The sequence below is a fragment of the Pseudophaeobacter sp. 1A16562 genome (assembly GCF_041008785.1).
Taxonomy (GTDB): domain Bacteria; phylum Pseudomonadota; class Alphaproteobacteria; order Rhodobacterales; family Rhodobacteraceae; genus Phycobacter; species Phycobacter gallaeciensis_A.
The window spans coordinates 1-26,877 of sequence record NZ_JAXGFT010000027.1 but is presented as its reverse complement, the minus strand read 5'-3'; the positions used below and the strand labels follow the sequence as shown (position 1 = coordinate 26,877).

25 protein-coding genes and 1 tRNA gene are annotated in these 26,877 nt (G+C 61.7%); 16 read left to right on the top strand and 10 right to left on the bottom strand.

The window, feature by feature from the left end; translation table 11 throughout:
* The 5 genes from SM764_RS22045 to SM764_RS22025 form a co-directional block, all read left to right on the top strand.
* Window positions 1–131, top strand: a 131-nt coding sequence (locus tag SM764_RS22045; RefSeq protein WP_490363098.1) for a biotin/lipoyl-containing protein, incomplete at its 5' end; no start/stop codon positions are given.
* A gap of 284 nt (window positions 132–415) precedes the next feature.
* Entirely contained in the window at window positions 416–1,333 is a 918-nt protein-coding gene (locus tag SM764_RS22040; protein WP_369002810.1) for a polysaccharide deacetylase family protein, read from the top strand.
* Window positions 1,330–1,989: a cysteine hydrolase family protein gene (locus tag SM764_RS22035; protein WP_369002809.1), complete on the top strand. Its 660-nt coding sequence runs from the start codon at window positions 1,330–1,332 to the stop codon at window positions 1,987–1,989. Before SM764_RS22040 ends, SM764_RS22035 begins: the two co-directional genes overlap by 4 nt.
* On the top strand, window positions 1,986–3,398 hold the full coding sequence (locus SM764_RS22030) for an MmgE/PrpD family protein (RefSeq protein ID WP_369002808.1): 1,413 nt from the start codon (window positions 1,986–1,988) through the stop codon (window positions 3,396–3,398). Before SM764_RS22035 ends, SM764_RS22030 begins: the two co-directional genes overlap by 4 nt.
* A gap of 122 nt (window positions 3,399–3,520) precedes the next feature.
* Entirely contained in the window at window positions 3,521–4,459 is a 939-nt protein-coding gene (locus tag SM764_RS22025) for a LysR family transcriptional regulator (RefSeq protein WP_369002807.1), read from the top strand.
* A 5-nt stretch (window positions 4,460–4,464) separates the two neighbouring features.
* On the opposite strand, the gene SM764_RS22020 is transcribed toward SM764_RS22025, so the two are convergent.
* The 4 genes from SM764_RS22020 to SM764_RS22005 are packed head-to-tail and all read right to left on the bottom strand — an operon-like array spanning window position 4,465 to window position 8,859.
* The gene (locus SM764_RS22020) at window positions 4,465–5,829 is read right to left on the bottom strand and encodes an MmgE/PrpD family protein (RefSeq protein WP_369002806.1); all 1,365 of its coding nucleotides are present in this window, start codon (window positions 5,827–5,829) and stop codon (window positions 4,465–4,467) included.
* A 33-nt stretch (window positions 5,830–5,862) separates the two neighbouring features.
* Complete coding sequence (locus tag SM764_RS22015) at window positions 5,863–7,149, bottom strand: TRAP transporter large permease (protein WP_065271399.1); 1,287 nt, start codon at window positions 7,147–7,149, stop codon at window positions 5,863–5,865.
* Between the two features lie 5 nt (window positions 7,150–7,154).
* A complete protein-coding gene (locus SM764_RS22010; protein ID WP_368948934.1) occupies window positions 7,155–7,796 on the bottom strand; it encodes a TRAP transporter small permease subunit in 642 nt (213 codons plus the stop codon).
* A gap of 1 nt (window position 7,797) precedes the next feature.
* The gene (locus tag SM764_RS22005) at window positions 7,798–8,859 is read right to left on the bottom strand and encodes a TRAP transporter substrate-binding protein (RefSeq protein ID WP_274834353.1); all 1,062 of its coding nucleotides are present in this window, start codon (window positions 8,857–8,859) and stop codon (window positions 7,798–7,800) included.
* Window positions 8,860–9,206: 347 nt separating this feature from the next.
* On the opposite strand from SM764_RS22005, the gene SM764_RS22000 reads away from it, so the two are divergent.
* From SM764_RS22000 to SM764_RS21990, 3 genes are all read left to right on the top strand, one after another.
* Window positions 9,207–9,770 (top strand): carboxymuconolactone decarboxylase family protein, encoded by a 564-nt coding sequence (locus SM764_RS22000; RefSeq protein ID WP_065271402.1) that lies wholly within the window; start codon window positions 9,207–9,209, stop codon window positions 9,768–9,770.
* A 199-nt stretch (window positions 9,771–9,969) separates the two neighbouring features.
* Window positions 9,970–10,617 (top strand): DsbA family oxidoreductase, encoded by a 648-nt coding sequence (locus SM764_RS21995; protein WP_369002805.1) that lies wholly within the window; start codon window positions 9,970–9,972, stop codon window positions 10,615–10,617.
* Between the two features lie 2 nt (window positions 10,618–10,619).
* On the top strand, window positions 10,620–11,222 hold the full coding sequence (locus SM764_RS21990) for a TetR/AcrR family transcriptional regulator (protein WP_369002804.1): 603 nt from the start codon (window positions 10,620–10,622) through the stop codon (window positions 11,220–11,222).
* Window positions 11,223–11,409: 187 nt separating this feature from the next.
* Here SM764_RS21990 and SM764_RS21985 read toward each other — a convergent pair whose 3' ends face one another.
* A complete protein-coding gene (locus SM764_RS21985; protein ID WP_369002803.1) occupies window positions 11,410–12,276 on the bottom strand; it encodes a LysR substrate-binding domain-containing protein in 867 nt (288 codons plus the stop codon).
* Between the two features lie 105 nt (window positions 12,277–12,381).
* On the opposite strand from SM764_RS21985, the gene SM764_RS21980 reads away from it, so the two are divergent.
* Genes SM764_RS21980 through SM764_RS21950 form a run of 7 tightly spaced genes read left to right on the top strand, consistent with a single transcriptional unit; the run spans window position 12,382 to window position 19,237 of the window.
* Entirely contained in the window at window positions 12,382–13,497 is a 1,116-nt protein-coding gene (locus SM764_RS21980; protein ID WP_369002801.1) for a polyamine ABC transporter substrate-binding protein, read from the top strand.
* A gap of 57 nt (window positions 13,498–13,554) precedes the next feature.
* Window positions 13,555–14,442: an ABC transporter permease gene (locus SM764_RS21975; RefSeq protein WP_274831079.1), complete on the top strand. Its 888-nt coding sequence runs from the start codon at window positions 13,555–13,557 to the stop codon at window positions 14,440–14,442.
* 3 nt (window positions 14,443–14,445) lie between these two features.
* Window positions 14,446–15,267, top strand: coding sequence for an ABC transporter permease (locus SM764_RS21970; protein WP_369002799.1), 822 nt, complete (start codon window positions 14,446–14,448; stop codon window positions 15,265–15,267).
* Entirely contained in the window at window positions 15,264–16,382 is a 1,119-nt protein-coding gene (locus SM764_RS21965) for an ABC transporter ATP-binding protein (RefSeq protein WP_274836549.1), read from the top strand. The genes SM764_RS21970 and SM764_RS21965 overlap by 4 nt, the downstream gene beginning before the upstream one ends.
* Window positions 16,379–17,641: an amidase family protein gene (locus SM764_RS21960; RefSeq protein WP_369002798.1), complete on the top strand. Its 1,263-nt coding sequence runs from the start codon at window positions 16,379–16,381 to the stop codon at window positions 17,639–17,641. Before SM764_RS21965 ends, SM764_RS21960 begins: the two co-directional genes overlap by 4 nt.
* Window position 17,642: 1 nt before the next feature.
* Window positions 17,643–18,536, top strand: coding sequence for a polysaccharide deacetylase family protein (locus SM764_RS21955; protein ID WP_274866846.1), 894 nt, complete (start codon window positions 17,643–17,645; stop codon window positions 18,534–18,536).
* A 2-nt stretch (window positions 18,537–18,538) separates the two neighbouring features.
* Window positions 18,539–19,237, top strand: coding sequence for a DUF1989 domain-containing protein (locus tag SM764_RS21950; protein ID WP_369002797.1), 699 nt, complete (start codon window positions 18,539–18,541; stop codon window positions 19,235–19,237).
* A gap of 78 nt (window positions 19,238–19,315) precedes the next feature.
* Here SM764_RS21950 and SM764_RS21945 read toward each other — a convergent pair whose 3' ends face one another.
* The gene (locus tag SM764_RS21945; RefSeq protein ID WP_369002796.1) at window positions 19,316–19,984 is read right to left on the bottom strand and encodes an FMN-dependent NADH-azoreductase; all 669 of its coding nucleotides are present in this window, start codon (window positions 19,982–19,984) and stop codon (window positions 19,316–19,318) included.
* A gap of 133 nt (window positions 19,985–20,117) precedes the next feature.
* Here SM764_RS21945 and SM764_RS21940 point away from each other — a divergent pair, with 133 nt between their 5' ends.
* Window positions 20,118–21,002: a LysR substrate-binding domain-containing protein gene (locus SM764_RS21940; protein WP_369002794.1), complete on the top strand. Its 885-nt coding sequence runs from the start codon at window positions 20,118–20,120 to the stop codon at window positions 21,000–21,002.
* Window positions 21,003–21,117: 115 nt separating this feature from the next.
* Here the strand turns inward: SM764_RS21940 and SM764_RS21935 are convergent, their stop codons facing one another.
* From SM764_RS21935 to SM764_RS21920, 4 genes are all read right to left on the bottom strand, one after another.
* Window positions 21,118–24,162 (bottom strand): hypothetical protein, encoded by a 3,045-nt coding sequence (locus SM764_RS21935; RefSeq protein WP_369002793.1) that lies wholly within the window; start codon window positions 24,160–24,162, stop codon window positions 21,118–21,120.
* A 441-nt stretch (window positions 24,163–24,603) separates the two neighbouring features.
* Window positions 24,604–26,157, bottom strand: a complete 1,554-nt coding sequence (locus tag SM764_RS21930) for a phytoene desaturase family protein (protein WP_369002792.1) — start codon at window positions 26,155–26,157, stop codon at window positions 24,604–24,606.
* Window positions 26,158–26,370: 213 nt separating this feature from the next.
* Entirely contained in the window at window positions 26,371–26,589 is a 219-nt protein-coding gene (locus SM764_RS21925; RefSeq protein WP_369002811.1) for an efflux RND transporter permease subunit, read from the bottom strand.
* Window positions 26,590–26,781: 192 nt separating this feature from the next.
* Window positions 26,782–26,858, bottom strand: a tRNA-Met gene (locus SM764_RS21920).
* Window positions 26,859–26,877: the final 19 nt, after the last annotated feature.

Here is a 26,877-nt window from a genome sequence, read left to right as displayed (position 1 = left end):
TGCTGCTGACCATCGAAGCGATGAAGATGGAAACCGGCCTGCACGCCGAACGCGACGCGGTGGTCAAGGCCGTGCACGTCCAGCCCGGCGGCCAGATCGATGCAAAGGACCTCCTCATCGAGCTGGAATAAGACACAAGGCCCAAACCCAAAAAACCACACTCGGATGCGTAGCGCCCCGGCCCCGTTAAGGCCGGGGCGTTGCCGTTGTCGGACCGGTTCGCGGCCATACTCACCAGCTCCGGCAAGCTGCCATCGCGTTTTGTTATAACCGCTTGCACCCAATGGGATTGGTACCTGTGACCCCCTACTGACATTCTGATGACGGCATCTTTTCAAAGGTGCCGCAGGATCCGCATCACGCGCGGGTTACCGGAAAACTCCGACGCAATCGTCGAATAAATTCAGGATGGAACATGGACGACGTCTTGTCACCGCCTGGGGCGCTTTCCAGCGCGCTTCAGGCCAATCCTCGCATTCCCTACCGGCTAGCGCATCAGCAGCCCCCTTTGCAGGGGCCGGGCGGCAAACGCCTGATCGTCAATCTGGTGGTAAACGTCGAATACTGGCCGTTTGATCAGGATATGCCGCGCAAGGTGCTGACCGCACCGCATGGGCGGGAGCAGGTCCCGGACGTGCCGAATTTCTGCTGGGCGGATTACGGCATGCGGGCCGGGATGGCGCGCCTTCTGTCATTGCTGACATCGCGCAGGTTGCCGGTGTCCGCCAGCGTCAACGCGACCGTCATCGACGCCTACCCCGATTGCGCCGAAGCGATCCGCGATGCGGGCTGGGAATTCATCGGTCACGGCATGCATCAGACCACTCTGCAGGGCGGCAGCAGCGAAACGGATGTCATCCGCAGCACATTGCACAAGCTTGAGCAGTTCACCGGACGCCCCGTGCGCGGCTGGCTGAGCCCGGGACTGCGGGAAACCACGGACACCCCGGACATCCTCTCGGCCCATGGTGTGGAATACCTCTGCGACTGGAACGTTGATGACGTACCGCAGCGGATGCAGGCCATGCCGACCCCGCTGATTGCCATGCCCTACACGCTGGAGATCAACGACTCGGTTGTCTACGCCGTGGAAAAACACAGCTCTGCCGAAATGCTGAAGCGACTGCAGGCGACGCTGGCCTGTTTCGACAGCCCCGAGGAACCCGAAGGGGCACGGGTGCTTGGGATAGGTCTGCACCCGCATCTGATCGGCGTGCCCCACCGCTTCCCCTATCTAGTGCAGATGATCGACCTGCTGCAGGCCCGAGACGACGTCACCTTCATGACCGGATCGCAGATTGCCGACTGGTACACAGAGGAGGCAGCCCGATGAACCGAGATGAGCCCGAAATTCTGGACGATTTCGCCGCGCGCTTCGCACCGCATCATACTGCGCTGCTGATCATCGACATGCAGAAGGATTTCTGTCTCGACGGCTATGCCACCAGCCAGGCCGGGCGACCGCTGGATGCCGCGCGGGCCATCATTCCCACCTTGCAAGACCTGCTGAGCGCAGCCCGCGCGGCAGGCGTTCTGGTCTGCCATGTTGGGTTCTGGACGCTGGAGCGGCACCGCAGCGATACCGCGCCCTGGCTGGCCCAGCGCAGGCGCGCCACCTATGCCTCGGACCGGATTGCGATGGAAGGCAGCGAAGGTGCCGAGTTCATCCCGCAACTGGCCCCGGAACAGGGAGAGCCGGTGATCCACAAGCACCGCTACAGCGCTTTCAAGGGCACCAATCTGGACACCGTGCTGCGCGCCCGGGGGATCCGGTCGGTAGTTCCAACCGGCGTTTCGACCAACGTTTGTGTCGAAAGCACGCTGCGCGATGCATTCGAGACCGGACATTACACCGCCCTGCCCCGCGACGGCTGCGCCTCGTGGAATCAGGAACTGCACGAAGCAACCCTCAAAACCGCCAATGCCCGCTTTGGACTGGTCTGCGACAGCGCCGACCTGATCAAGGCCTGGAAAGGAGCCCCCCAATGAAAGACGCAATGACCAAACAGGACAGCCTGACGGCCGAGGCCGCAGGTTTCGCCGCCAGCCTCGCCTATGAGGATATTCCCGCAGAAACGCTGCATATCGCCAAACGCTGCATCATCGACGGGCTTGGCGTCATGCTGGCAGGCACCGAGCAGGAAGCTCTGCAGGTCGCCGACCGTTACCTGCGCAAGGCCGGAGCGCGACCGGTGGCCCGGCCTGTCGGCAATCCGGATCTGCAGCTTTCGGCGCAGCAGGCGGCCTTCTGGAACGGGCTGGCCGGGCATGCGATGGATTGGGACGACACCCAGGTCGCCGAAGGTCCAAACCGGCCCTATGGCTTGCTGACCCATCCGACCGTGCCGCCGCTGGCCGCCGCCCTGGCGCTGGCCGAAACCAATCCTAAGGTCAGTGGCAAGGACCTGATCACCAGTTTTGTTGCCGGGGTCGAGGTCGAGTGCAAGATCGCCGAGGCGATCAATCCCGACCACTATAACCTCGGCTTCCACACCAGCGGCACAATCGGCACCTTCGGGTCGGCGGCTGCGGCAGCGCGGATGATCGGCCTGGATGGTGATCGTACCGCGCAGGCCCTGGGCGGCGCGGCCTCGATGGCTGCGGGCATCCGCGCCAACTTTGGCAGCATGGGCAAACCGATGCACGTAGGACGCTCGTCGGAGAACGGCGTCACCAGCGCGCTGCTGGCGCAGGAAGGCTTTACCTTCAACGGTGAGGCGCTCGATGGCAAATGGGGCTATCTGTCGGTGGCAGGGCGCGGCGGCGAGCCGGACCTTGTGATGGGTCGCTTTGGCAACCCGTTCTCGCTGGGCGAACCGGGCGTCAGCATCAAACCCTATCCCTGCGGAGTTCTGACCCATCCGTCGATGGATACCATGAAGGCGCTGATGGAAGAGCACGCGCTGTCCCCAGAGGATATCGAAAGCGTCACGCTCTTTGCTTCAAACAACATCCTGCATCCGATCCGCTTCCGCATTGCCCAGACCGAACTGGAAGGCAAATTCTGCATGGCCTTCCTGCTGTCGGCGATCATCCTGACCGGTCGGGCAGGCAAGGCTGAATTCACCGATGCCTTCGTGCAGAGCCCGGAGTGCCAGGCTATGCAGCAGCGCGTCGAGACGCAGTTCGATCCCGATATCGCGGCGATGGGGCACGAAAAGATCCTGTCGCGGATTGAGGTGGTGACGAAATCGGGCAAGACCATTCAACGCTTCTCGGACGACCGCTATCGCGGCGGGCCGGACAACCCGCTGTCCGATGAGGAACTGGAAGGCAAATTCATGGATTGCGTCTCGGGGATCCTGTCCGACACACAGACCCGCAAGGTGCTCGATAGCATCTGGTCGCTCGACACATTGCCCAGTGCGCGCGGCCTTCTGGATCTGGTGAACGGCTGATCCCCCCAGTCCGGCGGTTTCGTTTTGTTCCGTGATCTTTCTGGTCTAAACTATGCCTGCCCCGGGCATCAGTCCGGCCGACAGATCGCAACGGACCATCACGAACCGCCGGACTTTTTTCCATGGAAATGCGCCAATTACATTATTTTGTCGCGCTTGCGGACGAGGCAAGCGTGTCACGCGCCGCCGTCAAACTGTCGGTGGCGCAACCTGCGATCAGCCGTCAGCTGAGACTTCTGGAGGAGGAACTGGGCGTGCCCCTGTTCCATCGTACCGGGCGCGGTATGAAACTGACCAGCGCGGGCCGTGTCTTTGATGGCCGCGTGCGCAAGATTCTGGCGGATATCGGAGAGATGGAGCACGATGTCCGTGCCTTGAAAGGCGTTATAGAAGGCAAGGTCACGCTTGGCGTGCCACCGACGGAAAGCCACATTCTGCTGCCGCGCCTGCTCGACACCCTGCGGCGTGAACACCCGGGCGTCGATCTGCGCATCGTCGAGGCCTTCAGCGGTGATGTGAGCGAACTTCTGACCACCGGCCATATCGATGTCGCCCTGTTCTACAAGGCACCGCGGACCAAGCATTATATCGCTGATGAGCTGCTGCATGAGAGCCTCTACCTGCTGCAACGCGGAGACACGACCGCCCCGCTAGAGACGCCGATCCAGATCACGGACCTTAAGGATTACCCGATGGTGCTGCCCAGCCGCCGCCACGGCCTGCGCGCGCTGCTTGACCAAGTCTGCAACGATATGGGCGGCTCGTTGACCGTGGAACACGAGGTGGACTCTCTGATGACCATCGTGCGCATGGTGGAAACCGGCAATGTCGCCACCATTCTGCCCTTCAACGCGGTACAGCGGGAGATCGCGGAGGGACGCATAGTCGCCACTCAGATCGATCCCATGCATCTGCGTCGGACATTGGTTCTGGCCACGACCACGCACCACCCGGTGCGGGCGTCGATGCGCATCGTCGCCCAGCTCTGCGGTGATATCGTGCATGATATGGCCGCCAGCGGCGAATGGCAGGGCATCCTGTCAAAGCGGCAGGCCGATTGACCGCGCTAGGTCGCCGGGCACGCCAGCTCCATCAACTGCCGCACGTCCTGAAGCCTGTCGAGATCTGCAATACGGTCTTCCAGCGCCACAATCCGCGCCTCCTCAAGCGGCTGCAGGGCCGCGCGGCAATTGGCACGAAACTTGTCAGAACGTTGCCCGTCCGAAACCGGGTTCGACGGATGGCCCAGCGCCTGGCCAATGGTTTCCTCAGCCCGGGTGCCATCTGCATAGGTGATAGAGACACGGCTGGGACCAAAGGCACTTGGCTCTGCCATGTCAAAGGTGTCCACTTCGATGCGCGCAGCCAAGGCCAAGACCTGTGGATCGCGCAGGGCCTGCGAGGAGAAATGCGCGCCCGCCACATCACCCGCCAGAAGACAACGCGCAACGCAATATGAGAGGCAAAGGCGTGCGTAATTCGCAGGCATCTCCGGTCCGACCGGACGCCCTACCAGAGAATGGGCCACCGGCGATACGGTGACGGTCACGCGGTGCAGATCTTCCTCGCTGCAGGCACGGCGCCGCAACAAACGCAACACCGCCTCGATCGCGCCATGGGTGGCCCGACCGGTTGGAAAAGGCTTCTCGACCACGTCCTCGATCCGGCGGATGCCTGTCATGGCCCCAAGGGCCGTGGGCAGGTCGGCACCATCCTCGAAGAGGTTGAAATAACCGAAACGTCCTTCCAAAGTATCCTGCGTAGCCAGAAGACCGGCGCGGGCCAGATCGACGGATTCGACTGCGGCGCGCGCGTTAAAACCGATCTGCAGGGCGAGCAGCATGGTACCCTCTTCATGGGCCTGCATTGATCCGCAGGATTGCGCATATTGTGCACCAAAGGCGTTGATCAACTGGGCACGGTCCAGATCTGCGATCTTTCCCGCCGCCGCCACCGCGCCGAAACCGCCCAGGACGGCGGGCCGGAAAAACTTCATCGGGGCCGTGCCCGCCAGCCCCAGGGTTGCAGCGACATCGACGCCCGCTACCACAGCCTCAATCAAGGCGCGTCCGCTGGCGCCGCCGCGCGCCTCGGCGACGGCAAGGGCTGCGGGCAACACGGCCGTCAGCGCATGCACCACGGCATCCTCGTGCAGGCAGTCGTACTCTGAATTGTGAATGCAGTAAGCGTTATAGAGCGCTGCCAGACCTGCAGGGAAGCGCCCCTCCCGGCCAAAGACATGCGCATCTGCGCCCTGCCCCCACCCGGCGCTCGATGCAAAAAGATCGCTGGTCCACTGCCCGGTGCTGCCGCCAAGCCCGACGCCGACCGTGTCCAGGATCAGCCGCCGCGCCGCCGCGCGCGTTTGCTCGGACAAGACATCATAGCGGGTTGCGATGACGTGATCGGCGAGGGTTGCGATGGCATCCATGAAACTATCCTTCCTGTAAGACGCGGCGTCTGATCAGTTCATCATGTCCGGCAGCCACAATGCGATCTGCGGGAAGGCAACGACCAGACCGATCATCACCAGCAGCATCCCCACGAACGGCAGGGTCCCGGACATCACATCATTCATCGACCCGCCATTGGGACGGGTGCTTTGCACCACGAACAGGTTCAGGCCGATGGGTGGCGTCACCAGCGCAGTCTCCAGTAGCAGCATCAGGATAATGCCGAACCAGACCGGATCGAACCCCAGCGATACCACGATCGGCGTAACGACCGGTACGGTGGCAATCATCATCGACAGGGTCTCCATGAAACAGCCCAGCACAATATAGAAGATCGCGATCACCAGGATCGTCTGATAAGGGCCAAGACCCAGGGTGCTGACGAAATGCTCCATCGCGGCCGCCAGACCGATTGCCGCAAACACCAGATTCAGGAAATAGGCAGCGATGATGATGAGGATGATCATCGCGGTGGTGCGCATGGTGCCTTCGAATGCGGTCAGCAGAACCGGGCGCGATAGCGCGCCAAAACCCGCCGCCAGGATCAGGGCCGCGATCACACCCAGTGCCGCCGCCTCGGTCGGGGTGGCAAAGCCGGCGTAGATCGACCCGACAACCACGGCAAAGATCGCCGCCGGAGGCAGCAGATGTGGCAGGCTCCTGAGACGCGCGCCCCAGCTGGTGGCAATGCGTTTCCCGCCCCATTTTGGGTTCAAGAGACAAGCCACCGCGATCAGCGCCATGAACAGCCCGGCCAGCAACAACCCTGGCAGGATCCCGGCGAGATAGAGGTTCGGCAGCGAGGTATTGGTCATCACCGCGTAGATGATCATGTTGATCGAAGGCGGGATCAGGATGCCAAGCGTCCCGCCGGCGGCCAGCGTGCCAAGGAACAGTCGTTCGTTATAGCCATAGTTGGGCACTTCGGGTAGCGCCACGGTGCCGACCGTGGCCGCAGTGGCAACCGAAGACCCCGAGGTTGCCGCGAACATGGCGGAGGTGCCGATATTGGAATGCATCAGCCCCCCGGGAAGCCAGCCCAGCCATTGCGACAATGCCATATACATCCGCGAGGAGACGCCGGTGCGCAGCAGAATCTCGCCCAGCAGAACGAACATCGGGATGGCGACCAGAAGATTATTGGTACTTGTGGACCAAGCAAGATCGCCCAGCGTACGCACCAAGGGCATCGGAGAGTAGATTTCGGCCAAGATCAGGCCAAGGACGCCCATGACTGCGGCCACTGGCAGGCTGAGCAGGATCAGGACGATCAATGTGGTAAGAGCAGTGGCGAGCATAGCCGTTATCCTTGTCTCGCGTGGTTGAGGTCGGTCAGCATGGCGTGTTCCTCGACCTCATCATCCACGGGTTTGATACCTGCAATCCGGCTGATGCCTTCGGTATCACGGCGCCAGAGATATCCGAGCGAGCGCAGACACAAGAGCAGCAACGTCAGAACGAAGAAGACAAGCCCAGCCACCCACAGGGATTGCGGCAGCCACAGCGGCACTTGCAGCGCAGAATTGGAACGCGATCCGAAATCAATGCTGTTTTTCAACAGCTGTCCGGCCCAATAGGTCACCAGGAGCATGAAGCCGGTCATTGCGCCGAGACTTAGAAGATCCAGCAGCGCGCGGATACGCCGGTTCGCGATATTGTAAAGAACGTCAATGCGGATATGGGCGTGTTCCAGCAGAGCAAATGACAGGGTCCAGGAGACCGTGACCGCCAGCACATAGCCGGTGATCTCGTTCATACCGCCAAGGGTCACACCAAAGAACTTGCGCAGGAGCACCTCAACCATGACCAGGAAACAGATCACGACCAGCGCAAGGCCGGAAACCCAGGTGGCAAGGCGGCTGAGCCTGCGGGCGCCTTTCAGCACCCGGTCCAGAGACGTTCCCGCCTCTGGAGTTTGGGTATTTGTCGTCTCGTGACGCGACATCTCAGTTCACTTCCACGGTCATCCCGACGACCGGACCGATCGTGCGGTTGAACTCGTCCACGCACTCCTTGCCACAGCGTTCGGCCCATTTCGGCAGGATGACGTCCCGGGTAATTTCCTCCAGGAGCTTGTAGTCTTCCTCGGTGACCGAAACGAGCGTCATGTCGGCCTTGGTTCCGACCTCGCAAGGTTCAATGCCCACGTTGCAATTGATGCCGTCCTGGGTTTCCTCGCCCGCACCTTTCCAGATGTCGGCTTCCAGCGTGTTCAGCTCCTCTTGCAAAAAGGACTGGGTCTCCGGGTTGAGCCGGTTCCAGAAGCCAAGATTCGCAGTGGTGACCATCGTGCTCCAGCCGACGGGCAGCGCATAAAGATGGGTCGAAACCTCGAACCACTTGGCCGAATTGCCCGACAGGGTGCCGGTGATGGCGCAGTCCACCACCCCGGTCTGCAGCGCGGGGATCACATCCGCAAAGGCCATCGTTACCCCGGTGCCGCCCAGCGCCGACACGAATTCCGACAGGGTGCGATTGCCGGTGCGGACCTTCTTGCCGGACAGATCGCTGAGGTCCTTGATCTCGCTGTTGCAGTAAAGAACCTGCGCCGGATAGGGCCAGGTGGCCAGGACCTTCACGCCGTATTTGTCCGCAAAATAGGAATCCAGAACCGGCTCATAGGCTTCGGCGATCGCATGGGCCGTGTGCACAGTCGGGGCCAGACCCGCAAGATCGGCGGCCTCGTTGCGGGCATCATCCGACGCAGTATAGCCAAGCACCGTGGTGCTGACATCCACCACCCCCTGGCCGGTCAGGCGCAGGATTTCACCGCCCTTCAAGCCCATCTGGTCAAAGCCGCGGGCATTGGCGGTGATCCGTCCCCCCGAGGCTTCGGGCAGGTGCTTGTCCCAGAATGCCTGTTCGTAGTTTTCATAGGACGACAAGAAGGAAACAGACCCCAGGACATTCATCTGGACGCTCTGGATTTCGGCCTGGCCTGCGGTTGCTGCGAGCGATGCAACCGCAAGAGCGGCGCCGATCCCGGTCAGCTTGGTTTGAGGTTTCATCTCGGATATCTCCCTGATAGCGGTTCGGCGGCGATTTTTGGGTCCGGCACGCAAGGCCAGGCCACCGATCATTGTTGAGCATCACCAATGCAGGCGATGCTTCGAACCTACCGCCGTTTCGCCGAGACGCGAAAATCAACCAGATATGCCGAATTGTTATAGCTGTGCGCCCAAAGGAGCCTCAGGGGGATAACCTCTCCACCAAGTCGCAGCCTCACGAGTCACATTTGAGTGATTGCTCAAATTCCACATTGAGTGATCACTCAAACTCTTTAGATAGGGTACCACGCGGTGATCGCAGCCGCGCAGAGATATGACGTCTCCAATCCAACCAAAAGGCACCAACCATGACCAACTTCCAGCTGCACACCGAAGAAACCGCCCCCGCAGACGCCAAGCCCATGCTCGCCAACTCCAAGGCAGCATTCGGCTTTATCCCTGGCCTGCACGCCGTCATGGCCGAAGCGCCCGGCCTGCTGGAAGCCTACCAGCGCGTGCATGAACTATTCTCCAACTCCAGTTTCGACGCAGATGAGCTGACGGTTGTCTGGCAGACCGTGAATGTCGAAAACGAATGCCACTACTGCGTTCCGGCCCATACCGGGATCGCCAAGAGCATGAGCGTCGATGATGCGATCACCGACGCGCTGCGCAACGGCACGCCGCTGCCCAATGCCCATCTCGAAGCCCTGCGGACCTTCACTCTGCAGGTCGTACGTCAGCGCGGTGTCCTGAGCCCGGAAGAGGTTCAGGCTTTCCTCGATGCGGGCTTCACCAAGCGTCAGATCCTCGAAGTCGTCCTTGGCTACAGCCAGAAAATCATGTCGAACTATACCAACCACCTGGCCGAAACTCCGGTCGACAGCGTGTTCGAGAAATTCGCATGGTCCGCTGACGAAAAGGCCGCCTGATGACACTGTCCGGGGCGGTCGGGATGCGATCTCCCCGGACATACCGCACAGGGTGACACGCGGCTTGTCCGTGCCTTAGCTATGGCCCCGGCCGATCTTTGGCGTGAAAACCTGACTTGCGGTTCTGATCATCCATGCACTATGCGCCAGGGGCGCTCTGCCCCTGGCCAACAACACGCACAAACACGAAAGACGCAACATGACGGATCAGCCCCTTCGCATCGATATCATTTCAGACGTGATGTGCCCGTGGTGCATTATCGGCTTCAGTCAGCTGGCACAGGCGCTGAAAGAGACCGGAACAGACCACGAGATCCACTGGCATCCCTTCGAGCTGAACCCCGAGATGCCTGCCGAAGGGCAGAACATGCGCGAACATATCATCGAAAAATACGGCTCCACGCCTGAGCAATCGGAACAGGCCCGGGCTCAGATGACGGAGCTTGGCAATGACCTTGGCTTTAGCTTCGCCTTTTCCGAAGACACCCGCATGCACAACACCTTCGCCGCGCATCAGTTGCTGCATTGGGCGGAGGAACAGGGGCGCGGGCACGACCTGAAAATGGCGTTTTTCACCGCTCACTTCACCGATGGCCGCAATATGTCGGATCCCGAGGTTCTGGCCGATGTCGCAGGCGAAATCGGGCTCGACCGGGCAGAGGCGCGGGCCGTGCTGCAGGATGAACGTTTCGCTACCACAGTCCGCGAACGCGAAGGGTTCTGGCTGCAACAGGGCGTGCGCGGAGTGCCTGCCATGGTGTTTGACCGTCAGCATCTTGTCACCGGTGCACAAGGCGTTGAAAACTACTCGCGCATTCTGGACCACCTGGCAAAACAAGAGGCCTGATTATGGCGCGTGCTGCCCCCTATGACCGAGACGCGACCCTGGACGCCGCGATGTCGTTATTCTGGGAACGGGGGTATCACGCGACCTCTCTCAAGGATCTCGAAGCGGCGCTGTCGATGAAACCCGGCAGCATCTATGCCGCCTTCAAGAGCAAGGAGAACCTCTATCTCCTTGCCATGGAGCGCTATACCAACCGCTTCCGGGCGCTGTTCCGGGAGCGGATCGCCAAGGCCTCTTCACCGTTGCAGGGGATGGCAGATTACCTGCATGGTTTTGCAGCCCTGCCCGAGGAGGATGCCGCCCGACAAGCCTGCATGCTGGTCAAGACCATCGTTGCGACACGCTCAACCGAACCGGCCATCGCGGCCCAATCTGAGGTCTACCTGACCCTGATGCGGGACGAGTTCCGGCAGATGTTCGAAGCCGCGCAAGCACGCGGGGAGATCCCTGCCGATAGCGATTGCTCTACCCTCGCCCGCCGTTTTCAGGCCTACGTAAATGTCTTGCGCCTCGAGCATCATCAGGGAACGGACGAGCGGGAAATCGAAGCCCTTGCCCGAAGCCTGGCATCAGAGATCGAGGCACTCCGCATAGGAGAAAAATAGCAGGACAAACAAGTCTGTGGGTGCGGACCTGCAATACTGCAAAGGAGACACTGGGGCCTGTGCGAGGTCTGATAGAGCGTGTCGAGGCTTCACCAGAAATGATGTGCTTGCCGATCACGTAGATCGATCTCGGATAGTACCAGCCATTAATAGGTGGCGGATTGCGGCCAGATGTTTGGTCTCAAGCCTATTTAGCGGCTTGCCTGAGCCATTCGGCGAAGATCTTGACGCCGTGTTTGTTGCGCGACAGCGGATTGAGCACGAGGCAATAGTCAAACCCGTGCAACTCAGGCCCTTGGATTTGCCGATAGCGACCGGATTTCAGACCTTCATCGACAAGCACGCTGCTGGACAACAGCAGCCCCAGCCCCTGATCCAGCGCATTGAACGCCGCGCTTTCATCACTGAAACGGGTAATGCGATCGGGCGGGAAGGTTTCCCCGGCTTCCTTGAACCATTCCTCCCAGGTGGGGCCTCCCATGTCGGCATTGCGCCAGCGATACCCCAGCAACCGACTGTCCTGCGCGCCGGTCTCCGGTTGATCGGCCAGGCTGACTGGGATGTAGCGGTCCGAGACCAAAATCTCGGCCTCCTCATTCGCGGCGGACTGGGGGCCATATCGGATCGCCAGGTCCAGCCGACCAGTCCGCAAGTCCAGAACGTCGTCATCGGTTTCGACTTCGACCCGGATGTCGCCATGCTTGTCGAAGAAATCTGAGAGACGCGGAACCAGCCAGCGTTCCGCAAAGGCATACGTTGTCGTGACCCGGACCAGCGACTGCTCGACGTCCTTGTCGAGCATCGCGAAGGCTTCGCCGAGGGTATCAAAGGCGGTCTGCAGCTTGGGAAACAGCTCCTGCCCCGCAGCCGTGAGAGCGATCTGGCGGGGGCGGCGTTCCACCAATTGAAACCCAAGATAGGCTTCAAGATGCCTGATCTGGTGGCTGATAGCGGTCGCGGTAACGCCGAGTTCGTCCCCTGCATCGGCAAAGCTCAGCCTCCGGGCAACCGCTTCGAAGGCGCGAATTGCGTTTAACGGCGGTAGTTTACGCATGGTGTTTCTCACCGGCGAAAGGAAATCTCAGCATGGCCTGAAGAATGGTCATTTGTTTTTAGGCCTCCTCTTTCTGAAGCTTGTGGAATGAAAAGGGAGGAACAAATGACACGTAACATTATCACCACCCGGCGCCAGTTGATCAAGGGGGGGCTTGCAGCCGCCGCCGCCATCGCCAGCCCGGCCATCCTGCGTGCGCAGGGCCGTCGCACCCTGTCGATGCTCACCTGGGCGGGCCATGCCGACCCGGATGTGATCGGCGCCTTCGAGGAGGCGCATAACGTTCGCATCCGCGCCAAGGAATATGTCGGCGGCGACCAGATGCTCGCGCAAATCGCGCAGTCTCCGGCCGGAACCTACGATGTAATCCTGTCGGACGCGGAATACGTCGTCCAATTGCAGCAGGCGGGTTTCATTGAACCGCTGACACCCGAGGATTACCCGTTCGACGACTTCTTCCCGGAGTTCCAGAACTTCCGCGGTCACTGGTTCGACGGTCAGCCCTATGCGGTTTTCCTGCGGTTTGGCTTCCTCGGCCTGTCCCATAACCGCGCCGCGATGAGCGAGGCGGAAGCCCGCAGCTATCGCAGCATGTGGGGCTCTCAGCATGAGGGGCGGATCGGCCATTTTGACTGGCACCTGCCCAACCTGGGCGCGCTGAGCCTTCTCAATGGCAACGCGTCACCGTTTGACCTTGATGAGGCGCACTGGACGGAACTGACCGAGACGATGATGTCGCTCCGACCTCAGGTGCGCGGTTTCTATGATTACGGCGGGATGCTGTCAGCGCTGCGCTCGGGCGAGGTTGCCGCAATCCCCGGCATCGGGGACTGGATCACCGGCGTGCTGGCGCGCGATGGCGCGGATGTCACCACAACCATCCCCGAGGAAGGCGGCCTGCAATGGACCGAATCGCTGTCGATTGGCACGCGGTCGGAAAACCAGGATCTGGCCCGAACATTCATCCAGTACATGCTGTCCCCCGAAGGACAGGTGAAGACCGCCACGCTCAAGGCCTATCCGGCGATGATCCCGACACGGGCGGGCTGGGCGCGGCTGAATGATGAACTGCCGGGCGAGGCACAGCGTCAGAACATGGTGCTGAACGGACCCAATGCGCTCGATGAAATCCGCGCCGGGCGCATCCGCCTGCGGGAGCTTCCGGTCCAGCAATCGCTGGAGACCTGGAACGACGCCTGGACGCGTTACAAGAACGCCTGATGTCCGGTCCGGCCCCGGCGTAATCGTCGGGGCCGCAGCCCTATCGGAGATATCGACATGACTTCCCCTGCTTTCCCGGCCCGCACCTCGGGGCGCCGGTTCCACTTCTTCTTCAATCGTGCCTGGCAGGCGCTTTGGGTCCTGCCGCTGCCTGCCTGGTTGCTGCTGTTCTTTGCAGTGCCGCTTGGCCTTCTGGTGGCGATTTCATTCTGGTCCGTGGTGAACTACCGGCTGACGCCGGACGCCACGCTGTCGGCCTGGCGTTATGTCCTGGGCCTCGATTTCCTCTGGGCCAGTTTCTGGCGCAGCTACGGGCTGTCTATGGCCAGCGCTGTCGCGATTTCGCTGCTGGCCTTTCCGGCCTCCTACGCGATGGCCTTTGTCGCCGCGCCGCGCCAGCGGCTGATCCTGCTCGGACTTGCGATTGCGCCGTTTTTCACAAGCTATCTTGTGCGTATCTATTCCTGGCAGGTTTTCCTGACAGAGGGCGGCGTGATCTCCTCTATCGTTCAGGCGATAGGCGGCAAGGGGGAGAGCCTTCTCAACACCTATTTCGCGCTGTTCCTCGGCCACGCAACACTGGCGCTGCCGGTCGTACTGATCCTGCAAACCATCGCCCTTGCCAATGTGGACCGGACCGGAATTTCGGCTGCTGCCAACCTTGGCGCGCGTCCCGGAGCCATCTTGTTCCGCGTCATTCTCCCAGCGGCCCGGCCCGGGCTGACGCTGGGGCTGCTGTTCGCCTTCCTGCTGTCTTATGCCGAGTTTGTCAGCGCCTCCTATCTGGGCGGTGGCACCTTCCAGACCCTGCCGATCCTCGTGACCGACCTTGTCCGAGCCGGTCAGCAATGGCCGCGCGCCGCCGTGGTCTCGCTACTGATGATCGCCAGCCTGCTGGTCACCGCCTTTGTAACCGTCCTCTGGGCCTACCGCGAGAAAGGATAAGACATGCCTCCGCATCTGAAACACGCCTTGCCAAAAGCCTTCTGGATTGCCGGCCTCGCATTGGTTTTCCTGCTGCTCTACGCACCGATCCTGTCGGCGGTCCTGTTTTCCTTCAGCGCCGACCGTTTCCCAAGCCTCGATATGTCGGGGTTCAGCACCAAATGGTACGCGCAGGTCCTGACTGATCGTGCCATGCTAGAGGCCCTTTGGAACAGCCTGACGGTTGCCGGGATTACCGCGCTGATCGCCACAACCCTGGGATTTGCCGCAGCCTATGCGGACTATCGTTTCCGGTTCTTTGGACAGAAGGCCGTGCTCGCGCTGGCCTTGCTGCCGCCGACGGTTCCGCTGGTTATCCTTGGCCTCGCCATGCTGGCCTTCTTCTCCCGCATCGGCATAGCCGGCACGCTTGCGGCCGTGATCGCCGCCCACGTGGTGATCGCCGCGCCCTTTGCGATGGCGGTCTGCCGTCTGCGGCTGGCGCAGCTGGATGAGACGCTGGAAACTGCAGCGCAGAACCTGGGTGCGTTGCCGCATTCCGCGCTCGCCCGCATCGTGCTGCCGCACACGCTGCCCGCCATTCTCGCTGCCTTCCTGATCACCTTTGCCGTGTCATTCGACGAGTATGTGATCTCTTGGTTCACGGGCGGTTTGAACCAGACCATTCCGGTTGCAGTTCTGACCACCCTTCAGGGGCAGGTCGATCCCACCATCCACGTTATCGGCACATTGAGTTTTTCCGTCACGCTGACGCTGGTTCTGATCGCGCTTGCCGTGGTCCTGAGCCAGAGCGGCGGCGCCATGTCCAAGGAGGAGACATCATGACCAACACACATCTGAAACTGGACGGGCTTGCCAAGTCCTATGGTAACTTCGTCGCCGTCGAAGAGTTTTCGCTGGACATTGCGCAAGGGGAGTTCATCGCAATCATGGGGCCGTCCGGCTGTGGCAAGACAACGAGCCTGCGCATGCTTGCCGGTCTTGAAACTGCAGACCGTGGCCAGATCACCCTTGCGGGCAACCGGATCGACCAACTGCCAGTCTGGGAACGGGAAACCCCCATGGTCTGGCAAAGCCTGGCCTTGTTCCCCTTCATGACCGTGCGGGAAAACGTCGAGTTCGGGCTCAAGATGCGCGGCGTTGCCGCGGCAGAACGCCGTCGCCGCGCCGATGACTGGCTGGAGCGGCTGGGCATTTCCACCTACGCAGACCGCAATGTCGCGCGGCTGTCAGGCGGTCAGCGCCAGCGCGTCGCTCTTGCCCGCAGCCTTGTGCTGGAGCCCAAAGTGCTGCTGCTGGACGAGCCGCTTTCGGCGCTGGACGCTCATATGGCGATCAAGATGCAGGGCGAGTTGAAAAAACTGCAGCGCGAGCTTGGCATCACATTCGTCTATGTCACCCACAGCCACTCTGAAGCCTTCTCGCTCGCGGACCGCGTGGTGATCATGAACGGCGGCCGGGTGGAGCAGATCGGCAGCCCGCAGGACATCTTCCTGCGCCCACGCAGCAAGTTCGTCGCGCAGTTCGTCGGCGGGATCAGCCTGCTGGAGGGACGGATTTCCGGCAAGGAGGACGGCAAACGCTTCCTGGAAACACGCGACGGCAAGGTCCAGCTTGCCGACAGCAGCGGGCTGACACAAGGCGACAGCGCCGATCTGGCTGTACGGGCGGACAGGATCTCTGTGACCGTCAACCCCGGCTGGGGCGAGAACGAAATCGCCTGCACGCTGGTGTCAGAGGAATTCGCCGGTGCGGTCGTCAATCTGCATCTCGAAACCGCATCTGGCCACAGCCTTGTGGCGCAAGTCCAGCAGCGCGAGCTCGAGCAGCTGGACGCAAGCACCGGGGCGCGGGTCTATGCCTCCTGGCACCCCTGCGACGGCTTTATTCTGGAGAGCGCGCAGCAATCGGAAGCAGGCGCCAAGGTGAGGGCCGCATGAGTTCTGTTCTCGACAATACCATGGAGGCTCTGAAAAGGGCCGGACAGGAGGGGGAGGTTTTCCTCTCTCTCCTACCAGAGCGCGCCCGCGCCGAAGCCCGTCAAAGCGATGATCGCACAGAGAAATTAGGCCCCCTCGATGGGGCCACCCTTTCTTGGAAGGACATGATCGCGATCGAGGGCGTCACCGCGCGGGCTGGCTGCGCCCACTGGCGCCCCTCAGCCCCCGCCGCGGCGGATGCAGAGGTGGTGGCGCGCGCCAGCAAGGCCGGTCTGATCAGCATCGGTGTGACCAATCAGTCCGAGCTCGCGTTCTCCGGCATCGGTTACAACCCGCATCACGGCACCCCGCTCCTCGACGGGCGGGTGCCGGGCGGGTCCTCTTCGGGGGCTGCGGCCTCTGTCGCGCGCGGACTCACCCGCCTCGCTGTCGGCACGGATACGGCAGGCTCCTGCCGGGTGCCTGCGGCGTTTCAAGGCGTGGTGGGCTTTCGTCCCACGCGCGGCCGCTATCCGATCAGCGACGTGATGCCGCTCGCGCCCAGCTATGACACGGTTGGCAGCTTTGCCCGCTCGGTCAGCGATATCATCGAGCTGGATACGATCCTGTCTGGTGACAGCGCCCGCCCGGACGCCGCCAGCGGCCTTGCGGTGCTCAGCGACGTGCTCGACGAAGGCGATGTCTCCGCGCCGATCGCTCAGCGCTGCAGAGAGGCGGTCGCGGTGCTCACGCAGGCGGGCGTGTCGATGGAGCACGTCAGACAGTCGCCGCTCGCCGAGGCGCTGGCCCTGATCCGCGCGGGGGGCTGGCCGGGCGCTGTCGAGGCGGTCGAAACCTACGGGCATCTGCTGGACACCGAGAACGCCCGCCACCTCGATCCCTTTGTCGCGGCGCGGCTGCGCGCCTCCGCCAATCTGGACCCCGAGAAGATCGCCGGCGTCAAAGAGGGCGCGCAAGCGCTGCGCAAAACCGTGCAGGCCTCCGATACCGTCTACGTTCTGCCCACGGCTGCGATCGAGGCCCCGCATCTGGCGCCACTGCTGGAAGATCCCGAGAGCTTTGCCGCAACGAATGCTGCGGCGCTCCGCCTGACCATGCCCGCCAGCCTGCTGGATTTGCCCGCCATTTCCCTGCCCGTCGGCAAGACGGACGCGGGCTGCTGGGTGGGCCTGCAGCTGGTCGGCGCGCCGGACAGCGACCGCACCCTGCTCGCCACCGCCGCAATGGTCGAAACGCTGCTGATGCAAAAGGAACCCTGACATGATCCGAAACCCGATAAAATGGCCGAACGGCGCTCGCTGTGCCTGTGCGATCACCTTTGACGTCGATGCCGACAGCCTGATCCACATCGCACGGCCCGACGACGGGCACCGCCGCCTCTACCCAATCAGCATGGGCCGCTATGGCCCGAATTCCGGCGTGCCGCGCATTCTGGACACCTACCGTCGGCTGGGGCTCAAGCAGTCCTTCTTCATGCCCGGCTGGGTGATGGAGCAATACCCCGAGACCGTCGAGGCGATCCTTGCGGGCGGCCATGAAATCGGCCACCACGGGTATCTGCACGAAGACCCCGCCGAACAGAGCGCCGAGGAACAGACCTATTGGTTCGAACGGGCGCTCGAGGTGCACCGGAAGATGACCGGCAGCACCCCGCGTGGCTACCGCGCCCCGGTCTATAATGTCACGCCCGAAGTGCTGTCGCTCGCGGTGAAACACGGGCTGACCTACGAAAGCTCGATGATGGCGGACGATCTCCCCTATCGGATCGACACCGCATCCGGCTCTCTCTACGAGCTGCCGGTGCATTGGGGCAGCGACGACTGGCCGCCTTTCGCGCATTTCGACGAGATCGGCTACAAGATGCCGGTGATGTCGCCGCGCCGCGGGCTGGAGGCCTCGTTTGACGAGTTCGAAGCGCAATACGAGGCCGGTGGCCTCTGGATCGGCATCTGGCACCCGTTCCTGACCGGGCGGCTGGCCCGCTGGCGGGTAGTGGAGCGCTGGCTCGAAGAGGTGCTGTCGCGCGGCGATGTCTGGTTCGCACCGCTGGAAGAGATCGCCGCCTATGCCGCCAGCCAGGAGGCCGAAGGCGCCTGGCAGCCGCATCGTGAGCCCGCCGCCCCCTACCCACATCCTGTCCTGATGGAGAAATGAAGATGGATAGCCTCAACACCCCCTTCGATGCCGCACGGCCCGACGGTGAGAACCCGAGCGCGCATCAGACCCTTGCGGAGGATGGCCGCCTCAGTGCCGGCACCACCTACACCATTCCCGCCCGTCAGGGCCGGGCGATGCGCGTGAATAAGGGCGAGTTGCTGTCGGTCATCAACCGCGACGGCAGCCAGATTGGCGATTTCTGGGCCTTTGCCGAGGGCGACTGCAACGAATACCTCTCGATGGAGCACCTGCGCCCGACGCTGCGGCGCGTGTCGCCGCGCCCCGGCGACACGCTGGTGACCAACCGCCGCCGCCCGATCCTCACGCTGGTTGAGGACACCTCGCCCGGCGTTCACGACACGCTGGTCGCCTCCTGCGATGTGCACCGCTACGCGCAACTGGGCCACGAGGGTTATCATGACAATTGCACCGACAACCTGCGCATGGCGCTGGGGGCCATCGGCCTGCGTCCGACATCGGTGCCGTGCCCGCTGAACCTCTGGATGAACACGCCGGTGGTCGAGGGCGGCGCGATGGAATGGCGTGCTCCGGTTTCGAGCAAGGGCGACCACGTGCTGTTCCGCGCGGAAATGGACGCCGTGGTGGTGATTTCCTGCTGCCCGATGGACCTGCTGCCGATCAATGGCGAGGATGCGCAACCGAGCGCGTTGGAAGTCCAGCTGCATCAGGACGCCTGAGTGACTTCGGTCGCACAAAACACTGGGGGCGCGGATAGAAATCCGCGCCCCCTGATTTTGCCGTTTCTAACGGGTATCTCAGGCGGTCTCTGCCGCCGCACCGGCCAGTTTCGCGGCCAGCGCGCGGGTACGGGTCTCTGCCGCTTCAACCGAGGCCTCGTGACGCGCGTCTTTGAATTCCTGATATTCGATCGCGATGGTATCGATATCCGCCTGCGCGACGCCGAAGTAATGCGCACAGGCTGCCAGCGCCGGGTCAAGCGCGTTGAGATGCGCCCGCGGCCCGCCCGGAGCAAAGCCGAACTCACCGCGCGAGGACAGCACCACCAGCCGCTTGCCCGACAGGATCGGCTCGATCGGGGTGTCGCCACGCGCCAGATCAAAGGAGAAGGTCCGGCCGATCCGCGCGATATGGTCGATCCAGCCTTTCAGGGCGGTCGGCATGCCGTAGTTGTACATCGGCGCGCCGAGGACGACGATATCCGCCGCGATCACCTCGTCGACCAGCTCGTCGGACAGCGCCAGACGCTCACTCATCCACGGCTCGCGCTCTTCGGGCGGGGTGAAGGCCGCGTGAATGAATTTATGGTCGATCGCGGGGATCGGGTTCAAGCCGACATCACGGGTGATCACTTTCGTCTCCGGTGCCTGAGCCAGAAAGTTCTGCGTGAACAGCCCGGTCAGATGACGCGTGAGGGAGCGTTCTTCAAGCTGGGCGCTTGCATCAATTCGCAACAGAGTGGGCATGGGAAATCTCCTGAGTTTTTCCACTTCGCGCCATGCCTACCAAGTGGCCAACCCACTGGCGAAAGCGAATATCTCAGGGCCTGGATGAATAGGATTCATCCAAGCTGCACCCCAAACGGAAAGGACGAGACCGATGCGGCGCCTGCCTCCGCTCCACGCGCTCCGGGCCTTTGAAGCCGCCGCCCGGCATCTGCATTTCGCCCGCGCCGCCGCCGAACTGCACCTGACCCCCACCGCGATCAGCCACCAGATCCGCCAGCTGGAAGAAATCCTCGAGGTGAAACTCTTTCATCGTTATCCGCGCCCGATCCGCCTGTCGGCGGAAGGCGAGGCCCTGTATCCGGTGCTGCGCGAGAGTTTCGACCGTATGGCCGACACTATCGCAGGAATTGCCGAGCGGGATACGGACCGCCCGTTGACGGTTTCCGTCACGGTGGCTTTCGCCAGTCTCTGGCTCATGCGGCGGCTGCCTGCATTGCGCAGCGAGGCCGGGATGAACCTGAAGGTCGAGGCTGACAACCGGCCGGTGGACCTGTCCGGCGGGGATGTGGATTTTGCGGTGCGCTACGCCGTCCAACCCGAACCGCTGGGCCGATGGCTGCCACTGTTCGAAGACAGCCTGATCCCGCTCTGCGCACCTGACCTGCTGCGCCGCTGTCCGGTCAACGACGATGCCGGTATCCTGCGCCTGCCGCTGATCGAATACCGCTGGAGTGGCGGCTCAGAAGCGGCGCCCAGCTGGCAACGCTGGTGTCGCGCTGCCGGGCTTACGGGGGAGGCACCAGAGGTTACACAGCACTTTTCCGAGGAAATCCATGCCATTGACTCGGCGCTTGCAGGTCAGGGCGTGGTGCTGGCGTCCAGCGTTCTGGCCGCCTCTGCTATGACCACCGGGCAGCTGGTGCGCCTATCCGATACGGACTTGCCCGGCAGAGCCTATTGGGCAGTGAGCCGCGCCGATCATCCGCGCTTTGCCGAAGTGGAGCACTTCGCAAACTGGGCGCGGGCTTCCGGGTAGGTTTGGCAGCACGAGACGTCGTGCTTGTAGGTTTGTTGTGTGCTGCCAGCATCCCACTCGCAGCCTTCAGTATAGAAGGTTGCCGCGAGGCTTCATCAGCGGACTGCTGGTCCGATCAGGTGAAGAGGAAATTCTCCGCGAGGTTCAGGTCATCGACCGCGATGTTTTCCACCAGCACAGAGGTCTCGGCAAACGTCATCAGGACGTCGTCACCCGATTGGGCAAACGTGATTTCGTTCAGGGCCTCTGCCCCCCTGGTGATTTCAATGGTGTCGGAGCCGTAATCAAAATCCGTGATCGTATCGTTGCCGACATTTTGGCCGAATACAAACCTGTCCGCCCCGAAGCTCCCGGTGAGCAGATCATCCCCGGAACCGCCTTTGAGCGTGTCCTGTCCACGTCCACCGTGCAGGGTATCATCGCCGCGTCGGCCAAGAAGTTCATCATGACCGCTACCACCGTCAAGATTATCCCTCCCTTGACCGCTGTAGAGAAGATCGTCGTCCTTGCCGCCAAACAGTACATCGTTACCCTGCGCGCCCCTCAGAGTGTCAGAGCCGGAGTTCCCTTTCAGGGTATCCTGACCCCAGCCACCGATGAGACTATCGTCACCGGCTCTTCCGAAAAGCGCGTCATGCCTCCGACCTCCGTCGAGAGTATCCGCCCCTTCGCCACCGTAGAGAAAATCGTCGCCGCCTCCTCCGAGCAGCAGGTCGTCACCACTCCAGCCCCGCAGTGTGTCAGAGCCTGAGTTCCCTTCCAGGGTATCCTGGCCTAGACCGCCAATGATGCTGTCCTCTCCGTCCTGGCCGGTCAGGTGATCGTCGCCGTAACGGCCACGAACCACATCATCCTCCTGCGTTCCGTCCACCTCAAAGTCGCCATAGCGGATCGCCGCCGTGGCAGAACTGGAAACGGCTTCAGAGGTGCCCTCATCATCAGTATAGCGGGCCACGACTGTGATCGCTGCCCCGACATCGCCCAGGGTGAGAGTATAGCTGCTGTTGGTGGCGCCAGAGATATCCACGCCGCCCCGCTGCCACTGATAGCTGATTGCGCCAAGCCCATCCTTATCCGCAAGAGTGTTGCTCGCGGTCAGAGCCTCACCCGTCTTCGCCGTACCGGAAATAGCGACCGCGCCGGTGGGGGTATCATTGACGTTCGCCACGGCGGAGGTTGCGGAGCTGGTGACGCTCTCATCCCTACCAAAGTCATCTGCGTAAGAGGCAACCACGGTGATCTGCGCGCCGACGTCCGCCTGCGTCAGCGTATAGCTGGCGCTGGTTGCACCGGAGATATTCACCCCATCTCGCTGCCACTGATAGCTGACAGAACCGAGACCATCCTCATCCGCAAGCGTATTGCTCGCGGTCAGCGTCTGATCCTCAGCCGCCGTGCCGGAAATGGAGACCGCGCCGGTGGGGGTATCATTGACGTTCGCCACGGCGGAGGTTGCAGAGCTGGTGACGCTCTCATCCCTACCAAAGTCATCTGCGTAAGAGGCAACCACGGTGATCTGCGCGCCGACGTCCGCCTGCGTCAGCGTATAGCTGGCGCTAGTTGCACCGGAGATATCCACCTCATCTCGCTGCCACTGATAGCTGACAGAACCAAGACCATCCTCATCCGAAAGCGTATTGCTTGCGGTCAGCGTCTGATCCTCGGTCGCCGTGCCGGAAATGGAGACCGTGCCGGTGGGGGTATCGTTGACATTGCTGACCGTCGCAGTGGGGTCGCTGGTGACAGTCTCGACCGTGCCGTGGCCGTCAGTATAGGAGGCCCGTGCCGAAATCTCTGCCCCGACATCCTCCTGGCTCAGCGTGTAGCTGTCCCCGGTGGCACCTGAGATTACGCTACCGTCGCGCAGCCACTGATAGGTGACGGTGCCAAGCCCATCCGCGTCGGCGAGGGTGTGGGTTACCGTGAGGGTCTCCTCCTCACTCACGGTCCCCGCGAGGGTTACCGTACCCGTCGATACGCTGTTTGTGCCGAAAACCTGACCATAAACTCCGTCGAAATCCCCGTCCTGGCCCGTCGATTCCCATATGACGACGAAGCTGCCACCAGGCAGCGCCGCCACGACCGGAAACGCCTGACTGTTGTCGGTATAGGTGTTGACCTGGAATTCAGAACCGATGGCCACCCCCGCCGCGTTGAAACGCTGTCCATAGATGCCAAAGCCGCTCCCATCCTGACCGTCTGAGTACCACGTGACGACAAACCCGCCATCGGACAGCGCTGCCACACTCGGACGGTACTGACCATCGGCCGTATAGGTATTGATCTGAAATTCAGAACCAACGGCCCCCCCCGCCGCGTCATATCGCTGGCCATAGATCCCAAAACCATCGCCGTCCTGAGCACCTGATTGCCATGTGACGACGAAACCGCCATCCGAAAGGGCCGTGACGCTGGGATAATACCGGTTGTCTGTGGTTTCAATATTGACTTGGAATTCAGAACCGACGGCAACCCCGGCCGCATCATAGCGCTGGCCAAAGATGCCCTCGGTATTCCCGATCCCGCCGGCTGAGTGCCATGTCACGACAAAGCCACCATCGGGCAGCCCCGCCACGCTCGGTTCATTCTGATCACCGACCGTTTGAGTATTGACGCGGAACTCCGATCCAACGGCAGCCCCAGCCGCATCGTACCTCTGGCCATAGATATTGCCCCTTGGGCCCTGACCGTATGAAATCCAAGTAACGACAAAGCCGCCACCGCTGAGATTGGTCACACTTGGAAGAGCCTGAATGTCATTCGTATAGGTGTTGACCAGGAATTCGGACCCGACCGCATTCCCGGCGGCATCATACCGCTGGCCGCCGATGCCAAAGGAATCCCCGTCCAGACCGGCTGAGTACCATGTGACGACAAAGCCTCCAGCATTAAGCCCCGTCACGCTTGGGATAGCTTGATCGCCAACTGTATATGTATTGACGAGGAATTCAGGACCGATCACAGCCCCATCCGCGTCATAGCGTTGGCCATAGATTCCAGCACCATCGCCGTCCTGATCTCTTGTTTCCCATGTCACGACGAATCCGCCACCCGACAGCGCCGCCACGCTGGGCTGCCTTTGACTGGAAGCCGTCTCGGTATTGACTAGGAATTCAGACCTCAGGGTCAGGAAGGTTTGCGATGAGGTTCGTGTGACCATGTGGACAGGGTTCCTATAGAAAATGGGTCTTGTCTAAAGGCGCGCATACAAAGTGCACGCCGCAAAATGGATGGGCCTCCGCCGACAGAGTCGGACGCGGCTTGGAACTGTTTTTCTGTGCGGAAAAATGTCGAACTTGCTAACGGTCTGATAGACTACGCGCCAGAAGACTGCGAATGAAAGAGATAGGTCACATCACGTTTTTGTGTGCTTTCAGGCATTCACTAGAGCCGCGTAAACCTAAAAGATCATGAGGCTTTCCTCTACCCCGCCGTTGCCGCTGAAAGGGCTCGGCGCGTATGTGAGCACTGTCACTGCCATATGGGCCTGGCCTGCTATCTTTATTGGTTTCCGACATCAAAAAAACTGCGACAGGTCCAGTCTGCTTGAAAGCCCACTGTGGCGAACCTCGGAGAGATGCACTCCAACTTAAACCACCGTCTAACCTGGGAGTTCGCGCCAAACTTTCGGATCGAGGCTGGCCGCAGCGAAAATCCCCCCCCAGAGGGCACCGGGGATTCCCGGGCTCAATACGTCCTGACCTGCGAGGATGAGGCCCGGCACCGGGGTCTTTGCCTGAAGCGCGTCGCTTAGCACGCGTTCGGGTGTGACATCGATTCCGTAGAACCCACCATGGTGATGCCCCGTGATCGCTTCGGTCGAGAGTGGCGTCGAAAGAGTACGGAACACCACGAGCTTGGCGAGGTCAGGAAAATGTGTTTCGAACTGCGCAAAGAGGGTTTCCTCGACCGCTTCCTTGAAGACCTGATAGTCCGCCCCTCGTGCGCCCGGCTCCAGATGGGCCCATTTTTCCACGACTGACCAATCGGTCCACGCCACGATTTCCCCGGCGTATTTCCGAGATGGGCCGGGATCGTGGGCGCTGTCCTTGAGCGACGCGAAAGAAACAAACATGCCCTCGGGCGGAGTGTCTGGCGCGTCGGCCCAGACGACATCGACCTTTCCGCCCGGGAATATCCAGTGGTTCGAGCGGGTCGCTCCGGCAGCCTCGATATCGCCCTCAAAGCCCATGAACAGGCTGAAATGCGCAACCGAGTGAGGCAAGGCGTGGATTTGTTCAATCCAGTCCTGATGTCCACAGCCCTCGGGCAGGAGGCTATTCACCGTTTCCCGCGCACCGATATCAGAAATCACGGCTCCGGCGCGGATTTCCTCTCCCGCTGCCGTGCGCACCCCAACGACCCGCTCATTCTCGATGACCAGTGTTTCAACCCGTGTGTTCGCCCGTACTGCCCCCCCGGCTTTGGTGATCGTCGGCAGGATGTGCCGGGCAAAAGCCGCACCGCCGCCCACCGGATACCAGGCACCACTCTCCAGATAGGAGCCTGTGATCAGTGCGTGCATCGCAAAGCTTGCCTTACTGGGCCTGCCACCGTGGTCGAACCATTGCGCGGCGAAAGCTGCAGCGAGGTCGGGGTTGTCGGTGATGTCGTCAATGACTTCCTGCGTTGTCCGCTTACACCATCGGTCGATGGCATGGCCGTGCCACCACTTCATCGCCGACCCGATGATCCCGGGCATGGCGCGTGTCGAAGTTACCGTAAACGCCGCCTGCCTGCCCTCTCTGAGCGCCGCGATCCAGGCCTCAATGGCCTTGGTTTCGTCCGGAAAGCGGTCTTTGAGATCGCGCTCCTGCGCCGCGAAGGGCCGCGATAGGGACAGCGGCGGGGCGTCGCCGATGTGCAGGTTATCATATACGGCCCCCATGGAGGTGAACTTGATCGGCGTATCCGAGAGCCAGTCGAGCATGTGGCGTTCACGATCTTCGGGCGCGACGCAGTTGAGGTAGTGGATACCCGCGTCCCAGGAGAAACCCTCCATGGAAAAGCTGTGGGTCAGGCCGCCGAGCGTCTGGTACTGCTCCAGCAAAAGCACCTTGTGCCCGAGCTTCGACAACGCGGCAGCTGCAGCCATGCCGCCCATACCAGAGCCGATGATGATGGCATCCCAGCCATTTTTGTCGGTGTCAGCCATATTCACTCTCCTGCGCATCGCAATGTTTCGCATGAAATGATCTGTCCAAGCTTATTGGTAACAGCGGCCCGCCAATCGCGATTTGATCGCGATCAATCCAGCGGAAGCGGCCTGTTTCTCATGTTCCCGAACCACCATTGCATGCGCGCAGGCTTGCGGGCAGCAAACGGATGCTTTGAGCAACGCTGACCGGTGCATCCGCTGCCATCGCGGTCAACCCCTGGCCGGGACAATACGCTTGTAGCCGCCGGTCAGCTTCATCACGAAGACCAAGAAGACCGGCGCGAAAATTACCCCGAACACGGTTTCCGAGATCATGCCACCTACGACTTTGATACCGATCGCACTCTGGCTCGCAGATGAGGGCCCGGTCGCGATTGCCATCGGAACCACGCCCATGGTGAAGGTCAACAGGATCGGCCGGAACCGCAGGCTGCCCAGACTTGAAGACTGGTTCGGCGGAGGCTCTGCGCGGATTGATTTCCAGTGTGCGGATGGAACCGGACGGATCTGCGCCTGGGGGTCACCGGATGCTTCTGGAGGGTGATCTGGCAGGTATTCTGGCCTGCGGGGGTGCTGGAACGACGAAGCCCCCGCGATTTGCAGGGGCTTGGTCGGAAACGTTGGTTGCGGGAGCAGGATTTGAACCTGCGACCTTCAGGTTATGAGCCTGACGAGCTACCGGGCTGCTCCATCCCGCGGAGGTTGTTGGTTATGATC

Excerpts from the sequence above, each read along its gene's own strand:
- SM764_RS22025 (WP_369002807.1), top strand. The coding sequence starts at position 3,521 with ATGGAAATGCGCCAATTACATTATTTTGTCGCGCTTGCGGACGAGGCA.
- SM764_RS22005 (WP_274834353.1), bottom strand. The coding sequence starts at position 8,859 with ATGAAACCTCAAACCAAGCTGACCGGGATCGGCGCCGCTCTTGCGGTT.
- SM764_RS21975 (WP_274831079.1), top strand. The coding sequence starts at position 13,555 with ATGACTTCCCCTGCTTTCCCGGCCCGCACCTCGGGGCGCCGGTTCCAC.
- SM764_RS22010 (WP_368948934.1), bottom strand. The coding sequence starts at position 7,796 with ATGTCGCGTCACGAGACGACAAATACCCAAACTCCAGAGGCGGGAACG.
- SM764_RS21995 (WP_369002805.1), top strand. The coding sequence starts at position 9,970 with ATGACGGATCAGCCCCTTCGCATCGATATCATTTCAGACGTGATGTGC.
- SM764_RS22000 (WP_065271402.1), top strand. The coding sequence starts at position 9,207 with ATGACCAACTTCCAGCTGCACACCGAAGAAACCGCCCCCGCAGACGCC.
- SM764_RS21950 (WP_369002797.1), top strand. The coding sequence starts at position 18,539 with ATGGATAGCCTCAACACCCCCTTCGATGCCGCACGGCCCGACGGTGAG.
- SM764_RS22015 (WP_065271399.1), bottom strand. The coding sequence starts at position 7,149 with ATGCTCGCCACTGCTCTTACCACATTGATCGTCCTGATCCTGCTCAGC.
- SM764_RS21955 (WP_274866846.1), top strand. The coding sequence starts at position 17,643 with ATGATCCGAAACCCGATAAAATGGCCGAACGGCGCTCGCTGTGCCTGT.
- SM764_RS21940 (WP_369002794.1), top strand. The coding sequence starts at position 20,118 with ATGCGGCGCCTGCCTCCGCTCCACGCGCTCCGGGCCTTTGAAGCCGCC.
- SM764_RS21980 (WP_369002801.1), top strand. The coding sequence starts at position 12,382 with ATGACACGTAACATTATCACCACCCGGCGCCAGTTGATCAAGGGGGGG.
- SM764_RS22040 (WP_369002810.1), top strand. The coding sequence starts at position 416 with ATGGACGACGTCTTGTCACCGCCTGGGGCGCTTTCCAGCGCGCTTCAG.
- SM764_RS21990 (WP_369002804.1), top strand. The coding sequence starts at position 10,620 with ATGGCGCGTGCTGCCCCCTATGACCGAGACGCGACCCTGGACGCCGCG.
- SM764_RS21985 (WP_369002803.1), bottom strand. The coding sequence starts at position 12,276 with ATGCGTAAACTACCGCCGTTAAACGCAATTCGCGCCTTCGAAGCGGTT.
- SM764_RS22035 (WP_369002809.1), top strand. The coding sequence starts at position 1,330 with ATGAACCGAGATGAGCCCGAAATTCTGGACGATTTCGCCGCGCGCTTC.
- SM764_RS21935 (WP_369002793.1), bottom strand. The coding sequence starts at position 24,162 with ATGGTCACACGAACCTCATCGCAAACCTTCCTGACCCTGAGGTCTGAA.
- SM764_RS21970 (WP_369002799.1), top strand. The coding sequence starts at position 14,446 with ATGCCTCCGCATCTGAAACACGCCTTGCCAAAAGCCTTCTGGATTGCC.
- SM764_RS22020 (WP_369002806.1), bottom strand. The coding sequence starts at position 5,829 with ATGGATGCCATCGCAACCCTCGCCGATCACGTCATCGCAACCCGCTAT.
- SM764_RS21965 (WP_274836549.1), top strand. The coding sequence starts at position 15,264 with ATGACCAACACACATCTGAAACTGGACGGGCTTGCCAAGTCCTATGGT.
- SM764_RS21945 (WP_369002796.1), bottom strand. The coding sequence starts at position 19,984 with ATGCCCACTCTGTTGCGAATTGATGCAAGCGCCCAGCTTGAAGAACGC.
- SM764_RS21930 (WP_369002792.1), bottom strand. The coding sequence starts at position 26,157 with ATGGCTGACACCGACAAAAATGGCTGGGATGCCATCATCATCGGCTCT.
- SM764_RS21960 (WP_369002798.1), top strand. The coding sequence starts at position 16,379 with ATGAGTTCTGTTCTCGACAATACCATGGAGGCTCTGAAAAGGGCCGGA.
- SM764_RS22030 (WP_369002808.1), top strand. The coding sequence starts at position 1,986 with ATGAAAGACGCAATGACCAAACAGGACAGCCTGACGGCCGAGGCCGCA.